16 protein-coding genes are annotated in these 21632 nt (G+C 32.6%); 9 read left to right on the top strand and 7 right to left on the bottom strand.

Annotated features, from left to right (window positions below; translation table 11 throughout):
- Window positions 1–83 precede the first annotated feature (83 nt).
- Window positions 84–1139, bottom strand: coding sequence for an AraC family transcriptional regulator (locus GKZ86_RS15880; RefSeq protein ID WP_154784055.1), 1056 nt, complete (start codon window positions 1137–1139; stop codon window positions 84–86).
- 3 nt (window positions 1140–1142) lie between these two features.
- Window positions 1143–2204, bottom strand: a complete 1062-nt coding sequence (locus tag GKZ86_RS15875; protein WP_154784054.1) for an AraC family transcriptional regulator — start codon at window positions 2202–2204, stop codon at window positions 1143–1145.
- 171 nt (window positions 2205–2375) lie between these two features.
- Here GKZ86_RS15875 and GKZ86_RS15870 point away from each other — a divergent pair, with 171 nt between their 5' ends.
- The 3 genes from GKZ86_RS15870 to GKZ86_RS15860 all read left to right on the top strand — a co-directional run bounded on the left by GKZ86_RS15870 (window position 2376) and on the right by GKZ86_RS15860 (window position 7695).
- On the top strand, window positions 2376–5807 hold the full coding sequence (locus tag GKZ86_RS15870) for a hypothetical protein (RefSeq protein ID WP_154784053.1): 3432 nt from the start codon (window positions 2376–2378) through the stop codon (window positions 5805–5807).
- Window positions 5808–5870: 63 nt separating this feature from the next.
- Window positions 5871–6383, top strand: a complete 513-nt coding sequence (locus GKZ86_RS15865) for a hypothetical protein (RefSeq protein ID WP_154784052.1) — start codon at window positions 5871–5873, stop codon at window positions 6381–6383.
- Between the two features lie 241 nt (window positions 6384–6624).
- Entirely contained in the window at window positions 6625–7695 is a 1071-nt protein-coding gene (locus GKZ86_RS15860; protein WP_154784051.1) for a glycosyltransferase, read from the top strand.
- 2 nt (window positions 7696–7697) lie between these two features.
- Here the strand turns inward: GKZ86_RS15860 and GKZ86_RS15855 are convergent, their stop codons facing one another.
- From GKZ86_RS15855 to GKZ86_RS15845, 3 genes are all read right to left on the bottom strand, one after another.
- The gene (locus GKZ86_RS15855; protein ID WP_154784050.1) at window positions 7698–8990 is read right to left on the bottom strand and encodes a porin; all 1293 of its coding nucleotides are present in this window, start codon (window positions 8988–8990) and stop codon (window positions 7698–7700) included.
- Between the two features lie 163 nt (window positions 8991–9153).
- The gene (locus GKZ86_RS15850; RefSeq protein ID WP_154784049.1) at window positions 9154–10239 is read right to left on the bottom strand and encodes a cell wall metabolism sensor histidine kinase WalK; all 1086 of its coding nucleotides are present in this window, start codon (window positions 10237–10239) and stop codon (window positions 9154–9156) included.
- A 222-nt stretch (window positions 10240–10461) separates the two neighbouring features.
- Entirely contained in the window at window positions 10462–11145 is a 684-nt protein-coding gene (locus GKZ86_RS15845) for a response regulator transcription factor (protein WP_026983516.1), read from the bottom strand.
- A gap of 231 nt (window positions 11146–11376) precedes the next feature.
- On the opposite strand from GKZ86_RS15845, the gene GKZ86_RS15840 reads away from it, so the two are divergent.
- The 4 genes from GKZ86_RS15840 to GKZ86_RS15825 all read left to right on the top strand — a co-directional run bounded on the left by GKZ86_RS15840 (window position 11377) and on the right by GKZ86_RS15825 (window position 17138).
- Window positions 11377–14196: a TonB-dependent receptor gene (locus GKZ86_RS15840; RefSeq protein ID WP_154784048.1), complete on the top strand. Its 2820-nt coding sequence runs from the start codon at window positions 11377–11379 to the stop codon at window positions 14194–14196.
- A 214-nt stretch (window positions 14197–14410) separates the two neighbouring features.
- Window positions 14411–15607, top strand: a complete 1197-nt coding sequence (locus GKZ86_RS15835; protein ID WP_154784047.1) for a hypothetical protein — start codon at window positions 14411–14413, stop codon at window positions 15605–15607.
- 114 nt (window positions 15608–15721) lie between these two features.
- Window positions 15722–16063: a T9SS type A sorting domain-containing protein gene (locus tag GKZ86_RS15830; protein ID WP_059117711.1), complete on the top strand. Its 342-nt coding sequence runs from the start codon at window positions 15722–15724 to the stop codon at window positions 16061–16063.
- A 94-nt stretch (window positions 16064–16157) separates the two neighbouring features.
- Window positions 16158–17138, top strand: a complete 981-nt coding sequence (locus GKZ86_RS15825) for an acyl transferase (RefSeq protein ID WP_154784046.1) — start codon at window positions 16158–16160, stop codon at window positions 17136–17138.
- A 72-nt stretch (window positions 17139–17210) separates the two neighbouring features.
- Here GKZ86_RS15825 and tyrS read toward each other — a convergent pair whose 3' ends face one another.
- Entirely contained in the window at window positions 17211–18506 is a 1296-nt protein-coding gene (gene tyrS, locus GKZ86_RS15820; protein WP_154784045.1) for a tyrosine--tRNA ligase, read from the bottom strand.
- A gap of 228 nt (window positions 18507–18734) precedes the next feature.
- On the opposite strand from tyrS, the gene GKZ86_RS15815 reads away from it, so the two are divergent.
- Entirely contained in the window at window positions 18735–19970 is a 1236-nt protein-coding gene (locus GKZ86_RS15815) for an outer membrane beta-barrel protein (RefSeq protein WP_154784044.1), read from the top strand.
- A gap of 157 nt (window positions 19971–20127) precedes the next feature.
- Window positions 20128–21129, top strand: a complete 1002-nt coding sequence (locus GKZ86_RS15810; RefSeq protein WP_154784043.1) for an NAD-dependent epimerase/dehydratase family protein — start codon at window positions 20128–20130, stop codon at window positions 21127–21129.
- A 1-nt stretch (window position 21130) separates the two neighbouring features.
- On the opposite strand, the gene GKZ86_RS15805 is transcribed toward GKZ86_RS15810, so the two are convergent.
- Entirely contained in the window at window positions 21131–21628 is a 498-nt protein-coding gene (locus GKZ86_RS15805) for a DUF4296 domain-containing protein (protein ID WP_154784042.1), read from the bottom strand.
- Between the last annotated feature and the right edge of the window lie 4 nt (window positions 21629–21632).

Genomic DNA, 21632 nt, shown 5'->3' with positions numbered 1-21632 from the left:
TGTGACAAAAGTCAGTTGTAAATCGCAAAATGAGGTAACGGAATGAGAAATCAGGAGTACGAATTTATAAATCAATACTCTGTTTAAGCCTGTAAAATCTGCAATTGATAGTTTAAAGGTGTCGTTCCTGTATGTTTTTTAAAGGCAGCAAAAAATGTCGATTTAGAATTAAAACCAACATCATAACCTATAGATTCGAGCGTAAGTTTACCATTTGAAGTAATAATTTTACAAGCTTCGTTGATTCTAAATTCGTTTACAAAACTTGTAAAGTTCTTACCCAGATTATTATTTAAAAACTGAGATAATTGATGGTTCGAAATGTTCAGTTCCTGAGCCAAATCCTGTAAAGACAGGTTTGGATTTTTAAACAATTCTTTCCCGCTCATTATATTTTTAAGCTTTTCAGATAAAATTGCTGCTTCACTTTCATCTATTTTTTTGCCTTTTTGAATATGCAACAAAAATAAATCGTCTGTTTTTTTTCGGTATAAAAGAACAGAAACAATTAAATATAAAATGAAGGTAAAAGATACGGCGCCGGTAATGCAGGAAATGAAAGGAATTCGGGCTAATCCCAGAAAATAAAATATAAAAACAATAGCGTTGCCAAGAAAAACAGCTCCAAACCATACTTCTGCAGCGCTGGCTTTTTCATTTTTGTTTACTATTTTTTGAAGCAAAGTTCTACTTTCAAAACCTGATAAAAAGATATACATAAACCATTGAAGAAAGATGACTTCAACAAAATAGTTATTCCATAAAACAGGATAATTTTCATAAGGAAGCAAAAAACCGATACTCAAAATAGTAATCAACCAGAAAATCAGATTCCATTTCCAGGCTTTAGAAATAGTATTGATTCCCTGAATTCCGGATTTTATAAAAAAATACAAAAACGGACCAATTAACAAACAAGCGGAAAGCCCAATTTGAAGATATGTTTTTGGCAATGCGTTATTAAAATAAACAAAAACCGTAACGGTAATTCGTACACTCAAAGCCAGTAACATTGCACCCAAAAAAAGATTCGTGAGGTATTTTTTCTTCGTAAAAAAGAAAAAGTAAATACTCAGAATAATTCCGTTGAATGCGCCCAAAGCACCAAAAAAGAATAAAATTTCTTTCCCGAGATTCATAATCTAAGTTTGTAAAGCCTGTAGTTGATAATTTAATGGCGTTGTTCCCGTATGTTTTTTAAAGGCTACAAAAAATGTCGATTTAGAATTAAAACCAACATCATAACCTATAGATTCTAACGTAAGTTTATCGTTTGATGTTATGATTCTGCACGCTTCATTTATCCTGAATTCGTTGACAAAACTGGTGAAATTCTTTCCAAGATTATTGTTCAAAAACTGCGATAATTGATGGCTTGATATATTAATTTCCTGAGCCAAATCCTGTAAACTCAAGTTTGGATTTTTATATAAACCCTTTTCGTTCATTATACTTTTCAGTTTTCCGAATAAAATAACAGCTTCATTTTCCTCTATTTTTTTACCTGAATTTTTCTGTGCATTTAATAAAAACAAATCGTCTGTTTTTTTTCTGTATAAAAGAATCGAAATAATCAGATATAAAATAAAAGAAAAAACTACTGCTCCGCTTATGTATGTTGCTCCGGAAGCACCCATTATGGCAAGAAAATAAAAAAGAAATAATAGAAAATTTCCCAGAAAAAGCATTCCGAACCACATTTCGGCCGGCGTTGTTTTGTCTTTTCTACTTATGATTTTTTTCAGCACTCGTCTGCTTGCAAAACCTGAAAAAACAATATAAACAGCCCATTGAAAATAAATTGCTTTTATAAAATAATGCGTCCACAATTCCGGATAATTTTCATACGGAAATACTAATCCCACACTTACAATAACAATTCCCCAGAATAAAAGTATGAGTTTCCATGATTTTGGCATTACCTGAATTTCTTCAACCGCAGATCTAAGAAAATAATATAAACACGGACCTATAAAAAAACAAGCGGTAAGCCCAAACTGCAAATACATTTTAGGCAAAGCAGGATCAAAATATACAAATACCGATTTTCCGATTCGGATACTTAATGCAAACAAAAGTGCGCCCAGGAAATAATTGGTCAGGTATTTTTTCTTGGTAAAGAAAAAGAAATACACGCCCAGAATTATTCCGTTGAAAGCGCCCAAAGCACTAAAAAAGAATAAAAGTTCTTTACCGGTATCCATAATTGAAGTTCGTTAGATGCAGACAAAGCTAAAAAAAAGATTGATTTATGATGCTACTACTATTTCAAAATCATATAATAATAACCTAATTGACAATAAAATCAACGAATAAAAGCCTCAAATTTTACCAATTATAAATACTACTTTTGGCTTTTTAGAGTTACAATTCTTATGTTGAAAAAATTACTGTTTTTAACGGTGCTTATTTGGTTTTCTGGTCTTCAGGCGCAGGAAACGGAATCATCGTATCAAACCAAAAAAGTAATTGCGACGCGGGATACGATTCATCTTGAAAAATTCAGCATTAATTCCAGCTTTTTTGAACTTTTAAATTCAAAAAAAGAACCTATTGATTCTACTTTTTATCGAATCGATTTTCAAAAAGGAACTTTGCTTTTAAACGAAAAATTCAACTTTGCTTCAGATACTTTAATCGTTAACTATTTAAGATATCCTGATTTTCTAACGAAGGAATACGGAATTTATAATGACAGCCAGGTTGTTAGTAACGATGTTGGAACAGAGAAATTATACAAACTCGAAAATGCCAATGCCAAAAAAGTGACTCCGTTTGATGGTTTAAATACTTCCGGAAGCATTACGCGTGGCGTCACTATTGGAAATAATCAGAATACGGTTTTAAACTCCAATTTAGATCTTCAGATTACAGGAAAAATATCCGACAAAGTGAGTTTAAGGGCTTCATTGCAGGACAGTAATATTCCGTTGCAGGATGGTGGTTATTCGCAAAAACTGGATCAGTTCGATAATATTTTTATGGAACTTTTTAGCGATGACTGGAACATCCGCGCAGGCGATGTTTTTTTAGAAAACCGGAAAACGCAATTTCTAAATTTTAATAAAAAAGTACAAGGTCTCTCGGCAAGTGTTGATTTTGATACTGAAGAGAGTAAAACTAATGTTTTTGCATCGGTTGCTTTTGTAAAAGGACAATATGCCAAAAGTACTTTTACGGGTCAGGAAGGAAATCAGGGTCCGTATAAATTGAAAGGACAAAATGGCGAATTGTATGTTTTGGTTATTTCAGGTTCTGAGCGCGTTTATGTAAACGGTGTTTTGCTGAAACGTGGCGAAAACAACGATTATGTAATTGATTATAATGCGGGTGAAATTGTTTTTACATCGCTTTTTACGATTACTTCTGAAATGCGTATTAATATTGAATATCAATATTCTGAACGAAATTATAACCGAATGGTAACGTATGCGGGCGCAACGCATGAGAATAAAAACTGGAGTTTTGGCGGTTATATATATTCTGAAAATGATTTAAAAAACCAGCCTTTACAACAAAATCTTTCTAAAGATCAGGTTCAGATTTTAAGTCAGGCGGGCGATGATCAAAATTTAATGGTTGCGCCTTCTGCTTATGAAGATGCTTATGCCGAAACCAAGATTTTGTATAAAAAAACGATTATTAATTCAGTTGAAGTTTATGAATATTCAAATGTATCTACTGATGTTTTATATAATGTAAAGTTTAGTCTTGTTGGTAATAATCTTGGAAATTATATTATTCAAAACAATAATTCTGTCGAGCGTATTTACGAATATGTTGCTCCTGTAAATGGTTTTTTACAGGGAAATTATGAACCGATTGTAAAATTGGTTGCGCCAATGAAAATTCAGGTTGCTACATTTTTAGGAAAATACAATCCTAATGAAAAAACACTGGTCGATTTTGAAATCGCAATGAGCAACAATGACTTGAATTTATTTTCGAATATTGATGATTCTAATAATGAAGGAATTGCTTTTAAAACGAATATTAAAAAACGTCTTTTTACAAGAGACTGGACTTTAGACGGTTTTGCCAATTATCAATTTGTTCAGAAAGATTTTAGATCTGTAGAACGTTTGTATAATATTGAATTTAATCGGGATTGGAATTTAAATACGACACTTTTAGGCAATCAGAGTTTGTTGGTTACGGGATTGAATTTTGATTTATTTTCTAAAAAGGAAACTTCGAATATTGGTTTGTTTACGTATCAATTTGAAAAATTAGATTTTACCGAAAGTTATTCGGGATCGAGACATACGGCAAATGCTTTTTTTAAATTGAATAAATGGACGATTCAAAATCAGGGCAGTTTTTTGAATACGGATGCAACAAACTCGACTTCAAAATTCATTCGGAATTTAACTAAAACCAAATATCATTTTGGTAAAAACTGGGTTGGCGGAAGTATTCAGATCGAAGATAATCAGGAAAAAGATAAAGTTACGAATCAGTTTTCGGCCTTGAGCCAGAGATTTTCAGAATATGGCGTTTTTGTTGGCCGCGGCGACAGCACAAAAGTTTTTGTAGAATTGGGCTACTTGCAACGTCGCAATGATAGTTTGCAAAATGGTTTGCTGCAACATGTAAATGATTCTAAAATGTATGTTTTGAAATCGAAATTAATTCAGAATAAAAAAACAGATTTAGCGGTTTATGCGAGTTATCGAACTTTAAATTTTACAGAGCCTTCCCGAAAAAATGAACCTTCATTAAATTCGAGAATCCTGTACAATGATCGATTTTTTAATCAGTTTATGCAAATAGGAACGGTTTATGAAACGAGTTCAGGAACTATAGCACAACAGGAATTTACCTATATTGAAGTTCCAACTGGACAAGGTGTTTATACGTGGAATGATTATAACGGCAACGGAATTCAGGAATTGGAAGAGTTTGAGATTGCTCCTTTTCCGGATCAGGCAAAGTTTATCCGAATATTTTTACCGAATCAGATTTACATCAAAACCAATCAAAATAAATTTTCACAATCGGTTACTTTGAATCCGCTGCAATGGCAAAACGAAACTGGTTTTAAAAAACTGGCTTCTTATTTTTATAACCAGACGTCTTTTATTATGGATCGAAAGGTGAAAACTGTTGGAGATCGTTTAGAGCTAAATCCATTTAGTTCATCTGAGGAAAATGTTTTGGGACTGAATTCGAGTTTCAGAAACAGTTTGTATTACAATCGCGGAAAACAGAAACATTCTGTAACGTATTCTTACCTTATTAATAAAGGAAAAAACCTGCTTTCGATTGGCTCTCAAAATGTCACTAATAATTCGCATCAATTACAGTATACGCATTTGTATCAAAAAAGCTGGTTGTTTAACTTATTTACCAAAACGATAAAAACAAATTTGGTTTCTGAAGATTTTACAGAGAAGAATTATGATTTGGAAGGCTATCAAATTGCACCAAAAATTAGTTATTTGTTTTCAAAGAATACGAGTTTGGATTTCTTTTATGAATTGCAAAACAAGAAAAACCAGATTGGAAATTTTGAAACTTTATCTCAAAACCGACTCGGAACTTCATTCTCGTATGCGGGAGAAAAAAAGGTAACGGTGAACGGTGAATTTTCTTTTTATGAAAATAAGTTTGTCGGAAATGAGTTTTCATCTGTAGGTTTTCAGATGTTAGAAGGGCTTCAGGCGGGACAAAACTTAGTTTGGAAGTTGCTTTTGCAGAAAAACATCACGCAGTTTTTAGATGTGAATTTAAATTATCAGGGAAGAAAAAGTGAGACCGGAAGTACGGTTCACACAGGAAATGTTCAGCTTCGTGCTTATTTTTAACACTTTGCGAAAAACATTACAATAAATTGATTATTTTTAGTTGAAATTTTAACCTCGAAAACTATGAAAAAATTATTATTGCTTTGCTTTATGGTTGTTTTATCAAGTAATTTTTACGCGCAGGAAACAACAAAAACAACGAAATCAAAAACTGAAACTGCGGCTAAAAAGAAAAAAACTGCTGCTGATAAGGAGGTCACCGACGCAAAAAAAGAAGCAACAAAAGCTAAAAAAGCAGCAAAAGATGCTACTGACGCATCAGGAAAAGCTACAACTGAAGCTGCAAAAAAGAAGAGCGATGCTGCTAAAGCCAAAAAAGAAGCTAAAGCTGAAAGTACAAAAGCTGACGTAAAAAAAACAGAGGCTAAAACTGCTGATACAAAAGCAAAAGCAGTGAAAGATGGTACTTCAACTAAAAAATCAACGGCAAAATCTTTGAAGGAAACAACAGAAAAAGCTCCAAAAGTAGCTGATAAAGTTACTGGAGAATACAACGGAAAAAAAGTGTATACGGGACCAAAAGGCGGAAAGTATTACATCAATAAAAACGGAAATAAAACTTATATTCAGGATTAAAATAGAACAAATCATTATAGAAAAGGAGCTAGTAATAGTTCCTTTTTTTGTGTAAAGGCCTCTCAAATGCGGTTTAGTAGTTAACATACAAATAACTTTGCTTGATAAATTCTAATGTTATTTAGAAGTTTTAACTGAATAATGAGCCTTAACATTGAATATAGAGTTAATAATTTAGTAATATGTCCGAAATAACACCAAAAACATATTTCTCTATCTTCGTTTCAAAAAGCGTTACACTATGAGCATTGAATATTCTGCGAATAAAACTATATTAATTGCTCCGTTAAACTGGGGACTTGGCCACGCCACAAGATGTATCCCGATAATAAAAGCGCTTCAGGAAAATAATTATATTCCGATTATCGCTTCTGATGGTATTGCATTGGCTTTGCTGCGAAAAGAATTTCCGTATATACAAACTTTAGAATTGCCTTCTTATCATATTGAATATGCTAAAAATGGTAAAAATTTTAAATGGAAACTGATCAAAAACTTGCCTAAAATGATTACGGCTATTTTAGATGAGAAAAAAATGGTGAATTCATGGATTAAAAAACATGGAATCGATGGTATTATTTCAGATAACAGACTGGGGGTTTTCAGCAGAAAAATTCCATCTGTATTTATGACGCATCAATTGAATGTCATGACTGGAAATACGACATGGTTTACCAGTAAATGTCATCAACATGTTATTAAAAAATATTCAGAATGCTGGGTTCCAGACACTAATGACGAAGTAAATTTAACCGGTGAATTAGGCCATTTAAAAACGAATGAGTTAAACTTAAAATATATTGGTCCTTTGAGCAGAATGCGCAAAAAGGAAACTCCAAAACTTTATGATTTAATGATTATTCTTTCGGGGCCTGAACCTCAACGTACTTATCTGGAAGAAAAGTTAAAGGAAGAAATTGTTCGTTATGAAGGTAAAGTTGTTTTTGTAAAAGGTGTTGTGGAGAAAGAACAGACGAAGCTGGAATCAGGAAATGTTACGCATTATAATTTCATGAATTCGAAACAACTGGAACAAACTTTTAACGAAAGTGAACTGGTTTTATGCCGTTCTGGATATACAACGGTTATGGATTTGGCGAAATTGGGCAAAAAAGCTTTTTTTATTCCAACTCCGGGACAATACGAACAGGAATATCTGGCGATAAAACTTCAGGATGAAAATCTTGTACCTTATGCAATGCAAGACGATTTTACGATTGAAGATCTTTCAAAGGTAAAATCGTTTAAGGGTTTATCCCAATTTAATGAAGAAATAGACTGGGATTCGTTATTTAAAGTTTTTGAAGAATAATTTTAGAAGTTAAACTGCGCTTGCAATCGCAATAAATTTCCTTGTTGCCTGTTGATTGGAAGCGCGCTGTCTTCAAAAGTTCTGTCGGCAATTACGTATTCTGCTGTAAGTTCAAAAGCCTTAATTGGCTGCCATTCTATACCAAGTTCATAATCTCTTACGACATAACTTCTGGCATCTTTTTCGTATTTTTTTCCTCCGTCATAATATTGAAATTTGGCGAAAGGATAGATATGTTGCTTTTTAAAATCTAATTTATAATTCAGTAAAACGTAACCTCCGTTTAGATCTGTTTCATCAACAGTATTCGTTAACGTATTATAACGCGGTCCTGTACCAATATTATATTCAGTCTGAATTCCGAAAGGTTTTGGGTATAAAACAAAGGTTGCTCCTACTCGCTGATCTTTTATATATTGAGGATCATCGACTATAACACCAGATGAAATTTCTCCGGTAAATGCCCATTTTCCTGTATAAGCCTGAATTCCGGGTTCGATGATCTGGTTTCCGATAACAAACGGATATGTTACTCTTGCAACTACATTTAAATCTCTGTTTCCGTCTATTTTATTGGCGATCTGTCCGTTGTAAACTCCAAATGCAAATACACCAAAATCACCTGAACCTTTGTATCCGTCTTTAACCAACATGGCAAAACGCTCTCTGATTTCAGCTGGCGCCCAATAAAAGAATATTCCTAAATCACGTTCGTTTGCTATCGAACTGTTTATGGCGTCGGCGCGGTCTAAAGTCAAACGTTGTGAACTTGACTGCATGTTTTCAAATCCATACGGGATTTTACTTTGACCTACACGCACACGATATTCTTTTTTCTTATCAAAAGAAAGATCAAAATATAAATCGCGAATTTGTACAAAGTTTTGAATTCCTGTACTTGGTGAACTGGCAAAATCGGGTTGAAAATAGAAAAACACATTTGGATGAACTTGCCCTGAAAATACTAAACGTGCACGTCTGATAAAAAGTCCGTTGTTTGCTTGTGCATCTGGAGCTGTAGAAGTTGTTCCCCAGGATTTATCACATTGTTCGCACGAAACTTTATCGTTTGTAGAGAACAAACCATTGTATCGAATTTGTGCATATCCTCTTAAAGAGATTCTGTCGTACCAATGTTCATCAGCAACTCCCGATTTAGTGTCAGGAAGTTTTGCTTTGTTGATTGAATCAAGAAGTCGAATTACTTCTTTTTTGACATCTTCTTTACTTAGTTCTTGTGCATTTACCCCACAAGTAATCAGCAATAAAATTGCAACTATTTTTCTTTTTATCATTTTTCTCTAATGCACTAAAATTCAAAGTGCAAAGATGTATCCACCTATGTTAAGAAATCATTAACAAGATGTTACCAAAATAAGAATAATTGTTTCGAAATAGTTATGCAAATATTATTCGAATTGAAACACTACGTTTTAAAGTACTGCACAAAACTGGAGATTACAATTTTTTAACTTCAGGTTTTTGTACTTTATAAGTTTTTTCTAGTGTAAATGAGAACTCAGAACCAATTCCGAATTCACTTTCTACATATACTTTTTCTTTATGTGCTTCGATAATATGTTTTACGATCGCCAATCCTAAACCAGAACCGCCTTCAGAACGGGTTCCGCTTTTATCAACTCGGTAAAAACGCTCAAAAAGCCTTGGAATGTTTTGTTTTTCAACTCCTTCTCCATTATCGCTAATACGGATTAAGACTTTTTTCTTGGTTAAGTTTACTACGCCAACTTCGGTTAAACCGTCATCTTTTCCATATTTAATTGAATTGACAATAAGATTTTCCAAAACTTGCTGAATTCTGTCCTGATCACCACGAACGATAACTGATTTTACATTTCTGCTTTCAAAAGCCAATTTAATTCTCTTTTTCTCAGCTTTCATTTCTAATAAATCGAAAACATTCTGAATCAGTTCGACAATATCAAAATCTGTCATATTCAAATCTAAATCACCAGATTCCAGTTTGGTAATCATATCTAGATCTTCAACAATATAAATCAAACGTTCTACTCCTTTTTCGGCACGTTTTAAATATTTCTTTCTGATATTTTTATCGTCCATTGCACCGTCAAGCAAAGTCGAAACATAGCCCTGAACCGTAAACAAAGGTGTTTTAAGTTCGTGCGAAACGTTTCCTAAAAACTCTCTGCGGTATTGCTCTCTAATTTCAAGCATTTCGATTTCGAGTTTTTTATCAGTGGCAAACTTTTTCACTTCGCGAGAAAGTGTTTCCATATCAGTTGTTATGGGCTGATTGATGAGCGTTGTAGATTCTAACAAGGAAACCTCATCATATATTTTTTTGACTCTTCTATAAATAAAACGTTCTACACGATATTGTAAAACCAAAAAAGAGAAAATATAAATTGATATTATAAAAATTAATGCAAACGCAATTTGATGTTTTAATTGGTTTTTATAAAATAAAGACATTAATATCATCACAAATCCTGTTGCGAAAAGGCTTATGTATAATGCCGACTTTACAGCAAATTTGTATGTTTTTTTAAAATTAATTTTCATTGAAATTGTTTAACCATTAAGTGATTTTTTTTACCATCTAAGTAATATAAGTTCTTTTAAAAGCAAAGCTTAATTGTATGGATTACATACGAATATAAAAAAGTAAATCTTTGCCAAAGTTTTGAACTTTGACAAAGATAAACATTGATTTTAAAATTATTATGCTATAATTTAAATGAACTTATATTACTTATATTGGTTCATCCTTTTTTTATAGGATTCTTAAACTTCAAATTTATAACCTACTCCTTTTATTGTTTTAAAAAGATCTTCTCCTATCTTTTCACGTAGTTTTCTGATGTGAACATCGATTGTTCTTCCTCCAACTACAACTTCATTTCCCCAAACTTTATCAAGGATTTCGTCTCTTTTAAAAACTTTTCCGGGTTTTGAAGCTAAAAGGTAAAACAATTCGAATTCTTTTCTTGGTAACGCGATTTCGACATTGCCTTTTATGATCTTGTATTCTTCACGGTTAATCTCGATTCCTCCAACATTTAAAGTATCGCTAACTACCTCTTGTTCTTTTAACCTTCTTAACAAAGCCTTTACTTTGCTTACCAATAATTTTGGTTTTATTGGTTTGGTAATATAATCGTCAGCACCGGCATCAAAACCAGCTACTTGAGAATAATCCTCACTTCTTGCTGTTAAAAATGTTATAATAACGTTATTTAATTCTGGTATTTTTCTGATGTGTTCACAAGCTTCCATACCGTCCATTTCTGCCATCATCACATCCATAATAATAAGGTCCGGTAATTCTTTTTGAGCTTTTGCAATTGCATCTTTTCCGTTAGAAGCTGTTACAATCTGGTAGCCTTCCTGAGCTAGGTTATAACCCACAATTTCCAGAATATCCGGCTCATCATCAACTAATAAAATCTTTGTTTGTGTTTTTTTCATAAAGTAGCAAAAATTGAGTTTTCTCATCAAATTTTATGGTGCTAAATCTGATGGTTTTTAATTGCGATGGTAAATATAATAATAAATCGACGGTTAAAAACCGCCGTTAACGGTAATTTAATCTCGTAACAATTTGATAATCTACAGAACACAAAAACATAACAAGTGCGTAACATGAACTTTACAGGGCGGTTCTTTCTTTGCAAAAAAATAAATTAAACACAACCTAAGATGAAATTCAATCTAAAATTTCTATTATTCACACTATTTATCTGCACGATTTCGATCGCACAAACCAAAGGTACAATTTCTGGCGTATTAACTGACAAAGAAATGAATAATGCTGCACTTCCTTTTGCAAATGTATTAATAAAAGGAACAAACATTAGTGCCAACACTGACATTGACGGAAAATATTCAATTTCTGTAAACCCTGGAAAATATACTATAATCCTTAGCTTTTTAGGCTATGAAACTGTAGAAGTTCCTGTAACTGTTGTTGCAAATGAAACTGTAACTATAAACAAAGCCCTTTCTTCAGGAGCTGGTTATACTTTAAAAGATGTTGTTGTAAAATCATCTTCTGTAAACAAAGAAAAAGAAACTGCTTTGTTGTTAGATCAAAAAAACGCTGTTGTTATTAAACAAAGTATTGGCGCACAAGAAATGTCAAGAAAAGGTGTTAATGATGTTGAAGAAGGTTTGACAAAAATTACCGGAATCACAAAAGTAGATTCTCGTGGAATATTTGTACGTGGACTGGAAGACCGATATAATAATTTATTGATTAATGATTTGGCTGCACCAACAAACAGCCCATTCACTAAAATTGTTGCTTTGGATTTGTTTCCAACGAATATTGTTGGAGTAATTGATGTGTACAAAACATTTAATCCAAATATATATGGCGATTTTGCCGGAGGTACTTTTAATATTCAAACTTCAAAGCCAACAAAAAGCATTACGAAAATAAGTGTTGGAGCAGGTTATACAACCGGAAACAGCTTTAAAGATTTCTTACTTTCACAAGATGCTGAAACTGCAAAAGGATTTTGGGGTTTCAACGGAAGTGAAAGAGCTATTCCTGGCTTTTTAGGATCAACCGCAACAAGACAAACATTCACAACTGACCAGGCTCTAAACTCAGTAAGCAACAACAAAGGTTTTAGTGTAAATGAATCTAAAAGTCCTTTAAACACAAGTATCAACCTTTTACATGCCGAGAAATTCAATTTGAATAATAATCAAGTTTTCTCGTACATGCTTTCTATTAATTACGACAATAATTATTCAATAAGACAAGGAGTTGACAGAACTATCGATTTACAGTCTTCCGGATCTAAGTATGTAAACAACTTTATCACCACTGATTATCGTTTCAAAACCACAAACTCAGCATTAGTTGGTTTAAATTACAGCAATGACAGGCTTAAGTTATCGTTCAACACATTATACATCAGAACTAACTTAAACTCTATAAAAGATCAGCAGGGACCATCAGGTGGAACAGCTGCTGAAAATGGATTTATCCGTACCAATCAATTAGACAAAAGTGATTATTTGAATGCCCAATTATTGGGTGAATATGCATTAACCAAAGACAAAAACCAGACTATCAAAGCTGGAGGCTCATTTGCTACTACAAAATATGAGCAGCCAGACAGAAAGTATTTCTCTGGTCTTAAAACAGGCGATGATATGATAAGCACTTCTTATGGAGCAAATAATTTTCTGCGTCAATATTTAACTGTCGATGGTAATTCTTTTTATTCAGCATTAGTAGAGTATAATTTGAAGTTCGGAAAAAATGACAAACAAAACAAATTAACCGTTGGATATAATGGCAACGGATCTAAGATGGAATCTTCATACCGTTTTGTTTCAAGTACAGGTACTGATGGTTTTTCTACAAGCATAAATAATATAGATACTCAGATAACCAGCGACATTTTAGCTAATAAAATGTCTTTTAGCGAAAACTCTAATGCTACTTACAAAGTTAAACTTGATGAAATGGCTAATGCAGGGTACGCTAATTTGTTTTTAAAATTTGGAGAGAAACTTGAAGTAAACGCAGGAATTCGATTTGAAAGTACTCTTAAAGAAACACATTTCAGACCATTGGGTTCTTTTGATGCTCCCTTCAAAATATTGAAATATGATAACGCTTATTTTTTACCTTCATTAAATCTGAAGTATTTGTTGACTGACACTGCTAACATTCGTTTTGCAGCAAGTAAAACATACACCAAACCAGTTATCATGGAGGCTTTCCCAATATCTTTCATCAATGCTGACGGAACTTCAACTCAAGGAAATCCAATTTTGAAAAACAGCGACAATTACAATGCTGATTTAAAATATGAGTTGTTCCCAACGGCTAAAGAAATGATTGCTGTTGGAGTATTTGGAAAACACATTATCAATCCAATTGAAAAAACTTTCATCTCAAACGCAACAACAGGAACAGTTACCACTTTTCTAAATTCTGAAAGTGCCAACATATTTGGAGTAGAAGCTGAATTACTTGTTGGTTTAGAAAGAATCAGCGAAAACTTAGATAATTTTTCATGGGGATTAAATGCTACTTTGATGTCATCAAAAGTTACTGTAAGCCCAACTTTTGAATCTATCGATGAGGACGGAATAATTACCGTAAAACCTTCTATTGAAACGCATCAATCAAGATCACTGCAGGGAGCATCAAACTGGTTAGTAAATTCAGATTTAAAATATGAATTTAATTTCAGCAATGAGTGGTCGAACACTGTTTCATTAGTTTATGGTGTTTTTGGAAAAAGAATATATGCTGTAGGAACCAATGGACAAGACCATATCTATGAGTTGCCTGTACAGCAATTGGATTTTGTATGGGGAAGCAAACTTTCTGAGCACTTTGATGTAAAATTCACTGCCGATAACATTTTAAATTCATGGAGAAAACGTGAATTTGGAAACGAGGGAACTATAAAAGTAGCAGAAGAATCATTATTGGCTAATAGTTATAAAAAAGGAGTCGGGTTTTCATTAAAACTTGGATATACTTTTTAGAACTCAACAAAAAAACAATTATTAAAAGCTCCATTTTTTGGAGCTTTTTTTATACACAATCGAATTGAGTTTAAAATTAAAACAACAAAAAACACATAACATTATCTTCACATTAAACTTATATTTTGGTAACTGTAAAGTAATATTGAGATAACACCTTAAAAAGATTATCGTTCTAATTTTGACAAAAATAAAAACACATAATAACACAACTATGAAAACTAAACTTTTTGCTTTAGCACTTGCTACAGGATTATTTTTAAATTCTTGCTCAAGTAGTGATGATCCAACTCCTGCACCGACACCTGCAACAGGCGAAATCACAGGTACAATCACTGCAAACAAAACTTACGCTTATGGTAACTACACTTTAAAAGGTATCGTAAAAATCAATGCTGGTGTAACTGTAACTTTTGAAGCAGGATCTACAATCACGATTGACAAAGCTACAGGCGACAATGCTCTAGTTGTTTTGAAAGACGGAAAATTAATTACAAAAGGTACTGCTGACCAACCAGTAGTATTTACAGAAAAATCTAAGGTTCCAGGATCTTGGGGAGGAATCATTATGTATGGTGATGCTCCTGCAAAAGTAGCTGGCGGAGGAACAACTTCAACATCTGAAGACGGTAATAACATCTCTTACGGAGGTACAAATGCTACTCACAATGGTGGTTCATTAGTTTTCACAAGAGTGGAATACGCTGGTTCAAAATTAGCTGACGGTGCAAAAGAAAACAATGGTTTTACTTTTTACTCAGTAGGTTCAGGAACAACTTTAGATCACTTAGTATCTTACAAAGGTGCTGATGACGGATTCGAATTTTTTGGAGGAACTGTAAGTATGACTAATGCTATCTCTTATGGTAACTATGATGATTCATTTGACTGGCAAGATGGATGGCAAGGTCAAGCAAATTCAAACTGGTATGCTTACCAAGTTGATAAAGGAAACTATGGTATGGAAATCGAAGCTTCTTCAAATGACAATGCATTTTTTCCAAAAGTAACTAATATCACTCTAAAAAGAGCTGCAGGTACGGTTACAGAAGAACAAAAAGAAATTCAATTGGATGCTATTCAATTTAAAAAAGAAGGAAATGGAGACTACAGTAATATCGTAATCGATGGTTATGTTAGTCAAACTACACCTACAGCATTTAATGGTGGTGTGTTACAAATACTAGATAAAGTAACTTATGATCATCAAGTTGCTGGTGGAAAAATCAAATTAAACAATGTAAAAATTACTAACTCTCCTATTATCTTCATTTCAGGACAGGCTACTTTTACATTATCTGCTGATAGCTTTCTTCCTGCTGCAAACTGGTCAACTAGTACTACTGCTACTGGAGCTACATTAACTGCTGGAGCATGGGCAACTGTTGACGGAGTTAACTTGATCAAATAATTTACTTCGAAATAAAATATAAAATGTTAAAAACATCCTAAATATTTAGGATGTTTTTTTTTGGCGTAATTTTTGTAATTTTTTTTGTATATTTACATTAATCAAAACAATGCGATGGCAAAAAACTACTTTTATATTACATTCTTATTGGCATTTTTCTTTACTCTGAGCGCTTCTGCTCAAGATAGTAAGCAATTACCAAAACCTCAGGACGCAAGTACGACTATTGAGGGACTAAGCTTGTATCCTAACCCGGTTACAAACGGAAAAGTATATATTTCATCTAAAAATGACTTAGAAAAAGAAGTTGTTGTTTTTGATGTTTTAGGAAAAAAAGTAATCCAGACACATTTATCTTCAAGAGAATTGAATGTTGCTGATTTAGCGCCTGGCGTTTATATCATAAAAATTAGCGAAGAAAATGCTTCTGCAACCCGAAAGCTCATCATCCGATAAGAAAACATAAAATAAACTCAAAGCTCCAAATAACATTGGGGCTTTTTTATTGTCTTAAATTCCTGCAATTATAATTATCTTTGCAAAAAAAGTTTTGATCACAGCCAACGATATATTTACGATTTCTAGTCAGAAACAATTTGAAAAAATAGCATTAAAAGTGTTTCGTTTTCAGCACGAGAATAATCAGGTATATAGTGATTTCTGCGATTTTTTAAAAGTAAATCCACAACAGATAAAATCACTGGAGCAAATTCCGTTTTTACCTATTCAGTTTTTTAAAAGCCACGAAGTTGTTTCAAATACTACTCCTGCTCAGGTTACTTTTACCAGCAGCGGAACTACAGGAATGATTACGAGCAGACATTTAGTGACCGATGTTTCCCTATATGAGGAAAGTTACCGCAATGGATTTTCTCAATTTTATGGCAATATCGAAGATTACGTTGTTTTAGCGCTTTTGCCGTCTTATCTCGAACGCGATGGATCTTCGCTAATTTATATGGTCGAAGATTTAATAAAACTATCCAATCAGCCTGAAAGCGGGTTTTATTTACACAACCACGACGACTTAATAAAAAAACTAACTGCTTTAGATGAATCAGGGCAAAATGTGATTTTAATTGGTGTTACTTACGCTTTACTGGATTTGATCGAAAAACATCAATTCCAACTTCAGAATACCATTATTATGGAAACTGGGGGAATGAAAGGCAAACGCAAAGAAATGATTCGTGAAGAATTGCATGAACAACTCTGCAAAGGTTTTGGCGTAAATGCAATTCATTCTGAATACGGAATGACCGAACTTCTGGCACAAGCCTATTCTTTAGGCGAAGGCGTGTTCGAATGTCCGTCATGGATGCACATTTTGGTTCGTGATCCCGAAGATGCTCTCACTTATGTAAAAGACGGAAAAACAGGCGGAATAAATGTTATTGATTTAGCTAATATCAATTCTTGTTCGTTTATTGCTACGCAGGATTTAGGCAAAAAAAATCCCAACAACTCTTTCGAGGTATTGGGACGTTTTGATAATTCTGATATTCGTGGTTGTAACTTGATGGTATTGTAAACGGTTAATCGTTGATTTGTTGAATCGGTTAATCGGTTTTACATTCGATTAAACAATTAACCAATTAAACAGTTAAACCACACGAATCACAAAGTAGTTTTTCTTTCCGCTTTGTAATAAAACAAATTGATTATTAATTAAATCATTTGCAGTCAAAACAAAATCTTCTTTAATTTTTTCTCTGTTTACCGAAATTGAATTTGCTGTTAAAGCACGTCTTGCTTCTCCGTTAGATTTAAAGAAACCCGTTTTTTCATTTAAAACAGTAACAATATCCAATCCGCTTTCTAGATCAGCTTTTGCGATTTCAGCTTGTGGAACACCATCAAAAACTTCTAAAAAAGTTGTTTCATCTAATTCCTTCAAATCTTCTGCAGTTGAATTTAAAAATAAAATATTCGAAGCCTGAATTGCTTTCTCCAATTCTTCTTTACTATGAACAAAGATTGTAATTTCTTCTGCTAGTTTCTTTTGCAAAACTCTTAAATGCGGAGCTTCTTTATGTTCTTCAATTAAAGCATCAATTGTTTCTTTATCTAAGAAAGTAAAGATTTTAATATATTTCTCAGCATCAACATCAGTTGCATTTACCCAAAATTGGTAAAATTTATATACCGAAGTTTTATCAGCATCTAACCAAACATTTCCTCCTTCAGATTTTCCGAATTTAGATCCATCAGCTTTTGTAATCAAAGGCGTTGTTAATGCGAAAGCTTTTGCACTCTCTCCACCCATTCTGCGGACTAATTCTGTACCTGTGGTAATATTTCCCCATTGGTCAGAACCTCCCATTTGCAAAAGGCAGTTGTTGTTTTTATATAAATGATAAAAATCGTATCCCTGAATTAATTGGTACGTAAATTCTGTAAAAGACATTCCTTCGCCTTCTCCACTCAATCTCTTTTTAACAGAATCCTTCGCCATCATATAATTTACCGTGATACGTTTTCCAACTTCACGGGCAAAATCAATAAACGAGAATTCTTTCATCCAATCATAGTTATTAACCATAATTGGTGCATTTGCATCTTTTGAATTAAAATCTAAGAAACGAGACAAAACACTTTTGATTCCGGCAACGTTTTTAGCCAGGGTTTCTTCGTTTAACAAATTTCTTTCGTCAGATTTTCCAGATGGATCACCAATCATTCCGGTTGCGCCTCCTACCAAAGCAATAGGCTGATGTCCGAAATTCTTTAAATGAACCAATAAAATAATCTGAACCATACTACCAATATGTAGTGAATCTGCCGTTGGGTCAAAACCAATATATGCCGCCGTTACCTCTTTTAGCAATTGTTCTTCCGTTCCTGGCATGCTATCATGGTATAAACCGCGCCACTTTAATTCTTCAACTAGATTCTTCATTTTTTTAAATATTTTGCGCAAATATAATTAATTCCGTTAGTGTGTCCATATAAATCATCGCACTAAATGATAATTCAATTTTTAAACCATAAGATTTTTAAATCGATTTTTTAAAATTAAAATTCAACACATTACACAAAATAACTCCAGAAAAAAATTAAAAATGTGGAAAGCCGTAAAAAACTCCATTTTTTTTTCTCTACTTTCGACGCAATTAAAAAAACCAAAATGAAAAAAACCTTACTATTTGCCTTTTTATTTTATTTCTCGATTATGAATGCTCAAATTTCATTTGAGAAAGGATATTTTATCTCCAATGACGGAAAAAGAACAGAATGCTTTATAAAAAATTTAGACTGGGGAAATAATCCAATAGATTTTAAATTTAAGATCCAGATTAATGACAACGATTATAAAACAGAAACTATTGCTAATGTTCAGGAATTTGGCATCGATAATACTACAACCTTCAAAAGAGCTAACATAAAAATAGATCGCTCTAGTGAAGATTTAACCAAAGTATCTCAAACCGGAAAGCCGGTATGGGAAGAAAATACTCTTTTCTTAAGATTATTGGTTCAGGGAGAGGCAACACTATATTCGTATAAAGATGAAAATCTTATCAGATATTTTTATGAAACAAAAACAGTCCCTTTGGAGCAACTTGTTCACTTAAAATATATTTTGTTAGAAGATGGTAAATCTACTGGAGAATTAAAAGAAAACAATTACTACAAACAACAATTAAATAATAATGTGAGATTGTCTAATACGAATGATAGAGAAATTAAAAACCTACAGTATAAAAAAGCTGATCTTACAAAATACTTTTTAAAATACAATAATAACGACAATAAAACCCCGAGCCGTGAATTGTCAAAAACAAGTGAAGATCATTTTTTACTAAAAATAACTCCGGGAATTAGTTTTGTCTCGCTAACAATGAATGATGGTGATATGCCATCAACAGATGTAAAATTAGATAACAAAACTAGTTTCAAAATAGGTTTAGAAGCAGAATATGTACTTCCTTTTAATAAAAATAAATGGAGTCTCTTTTTGAATCCAATGTATCAGAAATATGAAAACACTAAAGATTACAGAAGACCAGGCCCTTTCTTAACTTCTCCTTTAACAACTCGTAATGCAGAAATTAAATATACAAGTATTCAGATTCCGATAGGATTACGTTATTATTTCCTTCTAAACAAAAGTTCGAAAATTTTCATAAATACCGCTTATTCATTTGATGTAAGAGGAAAAGCAAGCATATCATTTGATCAAAATGTTAAAAATGAAAGTAATTCAGGATCTAATTTTGTTTTTGGATTAGGATATAATTTCAGAAATAAATTTAGTGCTGAAATCAGAACAAACACAAAAAAAGAATTATTGCGTGATTACCAAAGCTTTTCTGCTGAATATAAAGCAATTGATTTCGTTTTCGCATATTCTATTTTCTAATATGTAAAAAGAAATTTTAAAATAAACTTTCTTAAAACCCTAAAACAATGGATAAATATTTATCCATTGTTTTAGGGTTTTTTCAATTAATAGTAAATTAGATATTAAGAATGAATCACATTATTAATTGATTTATCAAAAATGCTATCTTTACGCTATGATATTAGTAACAGGAGGAACAGGTTTAGTCGGCTCGCATTTATTGCTTCATTTAATTGAAAATGGGGAAAATGTCAGGGCTATTTACCGAAATCAAGATAAAATTCAAAAAACAAAATTGGTTTTTGAATTTTATAAAAAAGCTGATTTATTTGAAAAGATTAACTGGCTTGAAGCCGATATTTTAGACGTTCCTTCATTAGAAATTGCTTTTATCGACATTGATTACGTTTATCATTGCGCTGCTTTAATTTCATTTGATCCAAAAGATGAAGATGCACTTCGAAAAACAAATATCGAAGGAACTGCGAATATGGTTAATTTTTCGATTGCTAAAGGAATCAGAAAATTTTGTTTTGTCAGCTCGATTGCAGCTTTAGGAGATTTGGCTTCACACGAAACTTACATAACTGAAGAAACAGACTGGAATCCGGAAAAACCTCATAGCGATTATGCAATTTCTAAATATGGTGCCGAAATGGAAGTTTGGCGTGGTGTTCAGGAAGGTTTAGATATTGTTATTGTAAATCCCGGCGTAATCTTAGGCCCGATTCCGAAAACAAAAAACTGCGAGCAAGGAAGTGCTGAACTTTATGTGAAAGTAGCGAATGGGCTTCCGTTTTATACGCTTGGAAACACTGGTTTCATCGCCATAACTGATGTTGTAAAAATTTCATATCAATTAATGAAAAGCGACATCAAAAACGAACGTTTTACTTTAATTACTGACAATATTGTTTTCCGTGATATTTTGAACACTATTGCAGATGTTTTAAAAGTAAAAAGACCTAGCATTCATGCCAATCCGTTATTTATGAATTTTCTTTGGATTGCAGATAGAATATTTTCAGCTTTATTTTTCCAGAAAAGAAGACTGACAAAAGCAACAGCAAAAGCTTCATATTCTAAAAATCTGTATTCTAATGAAAAAATAAAAACCGCTCTGGGAACGGTTTTTTTAGATGTACATCAATACATAAAAGAAGTATCGAAATTGTAAATTATTTTTTAGAATTCGTTTTATTCAATTTTATGGTCTTTCTTATCGAATCGAGGTTGCTTTTTTTCAAAGGTTTTACCTCTTCTGGTTTTAGAACTGATTTTGCCTCTTTCTTTTTCTTTTCCTTTGCTGCCTTCTCAGCTTTTTTCTCTTCTATTTTTACTAAAGAATCAACCTTTTTCTGGTTTTTTTCTAATCGCTTAGCAACTTCGTCAAACATATCTTTGTAACTTTCGTAATCTGTCGCGTAATACATATTACTTTGAGCAAATTGCAAACTATCTACTTTATATTTTTGAAAGATGAATTTCTTAGGACTTGAATCTGTAGAATCTAATGATAAGGGATTTTGATATTTTATCGCATCTAAAATAGATAAATCATACATAATATCAACCATCTTTCCTTTCTCAATAAGTCTTTTTGGTTCTTTTGTCAACTCTTTTTTACAACTTACAGAAAGAAACAAAACCAATATTATTAATACAAAATTCTTCATATTT

Source organism: Flavobacterium sp. LC2016-13 (assembly GCF_009707955.1).
In the GTDB taxonomy this organism is placed as follows: domain Bacteria; phylum Bacteroidota; class Bacteroidia; order Flavobacteriales; family Flavobacteriaceae; genus Flavobacterium.
This window is presented reverse-complemented; position numbering and strand designations above follow the sequence as displayed.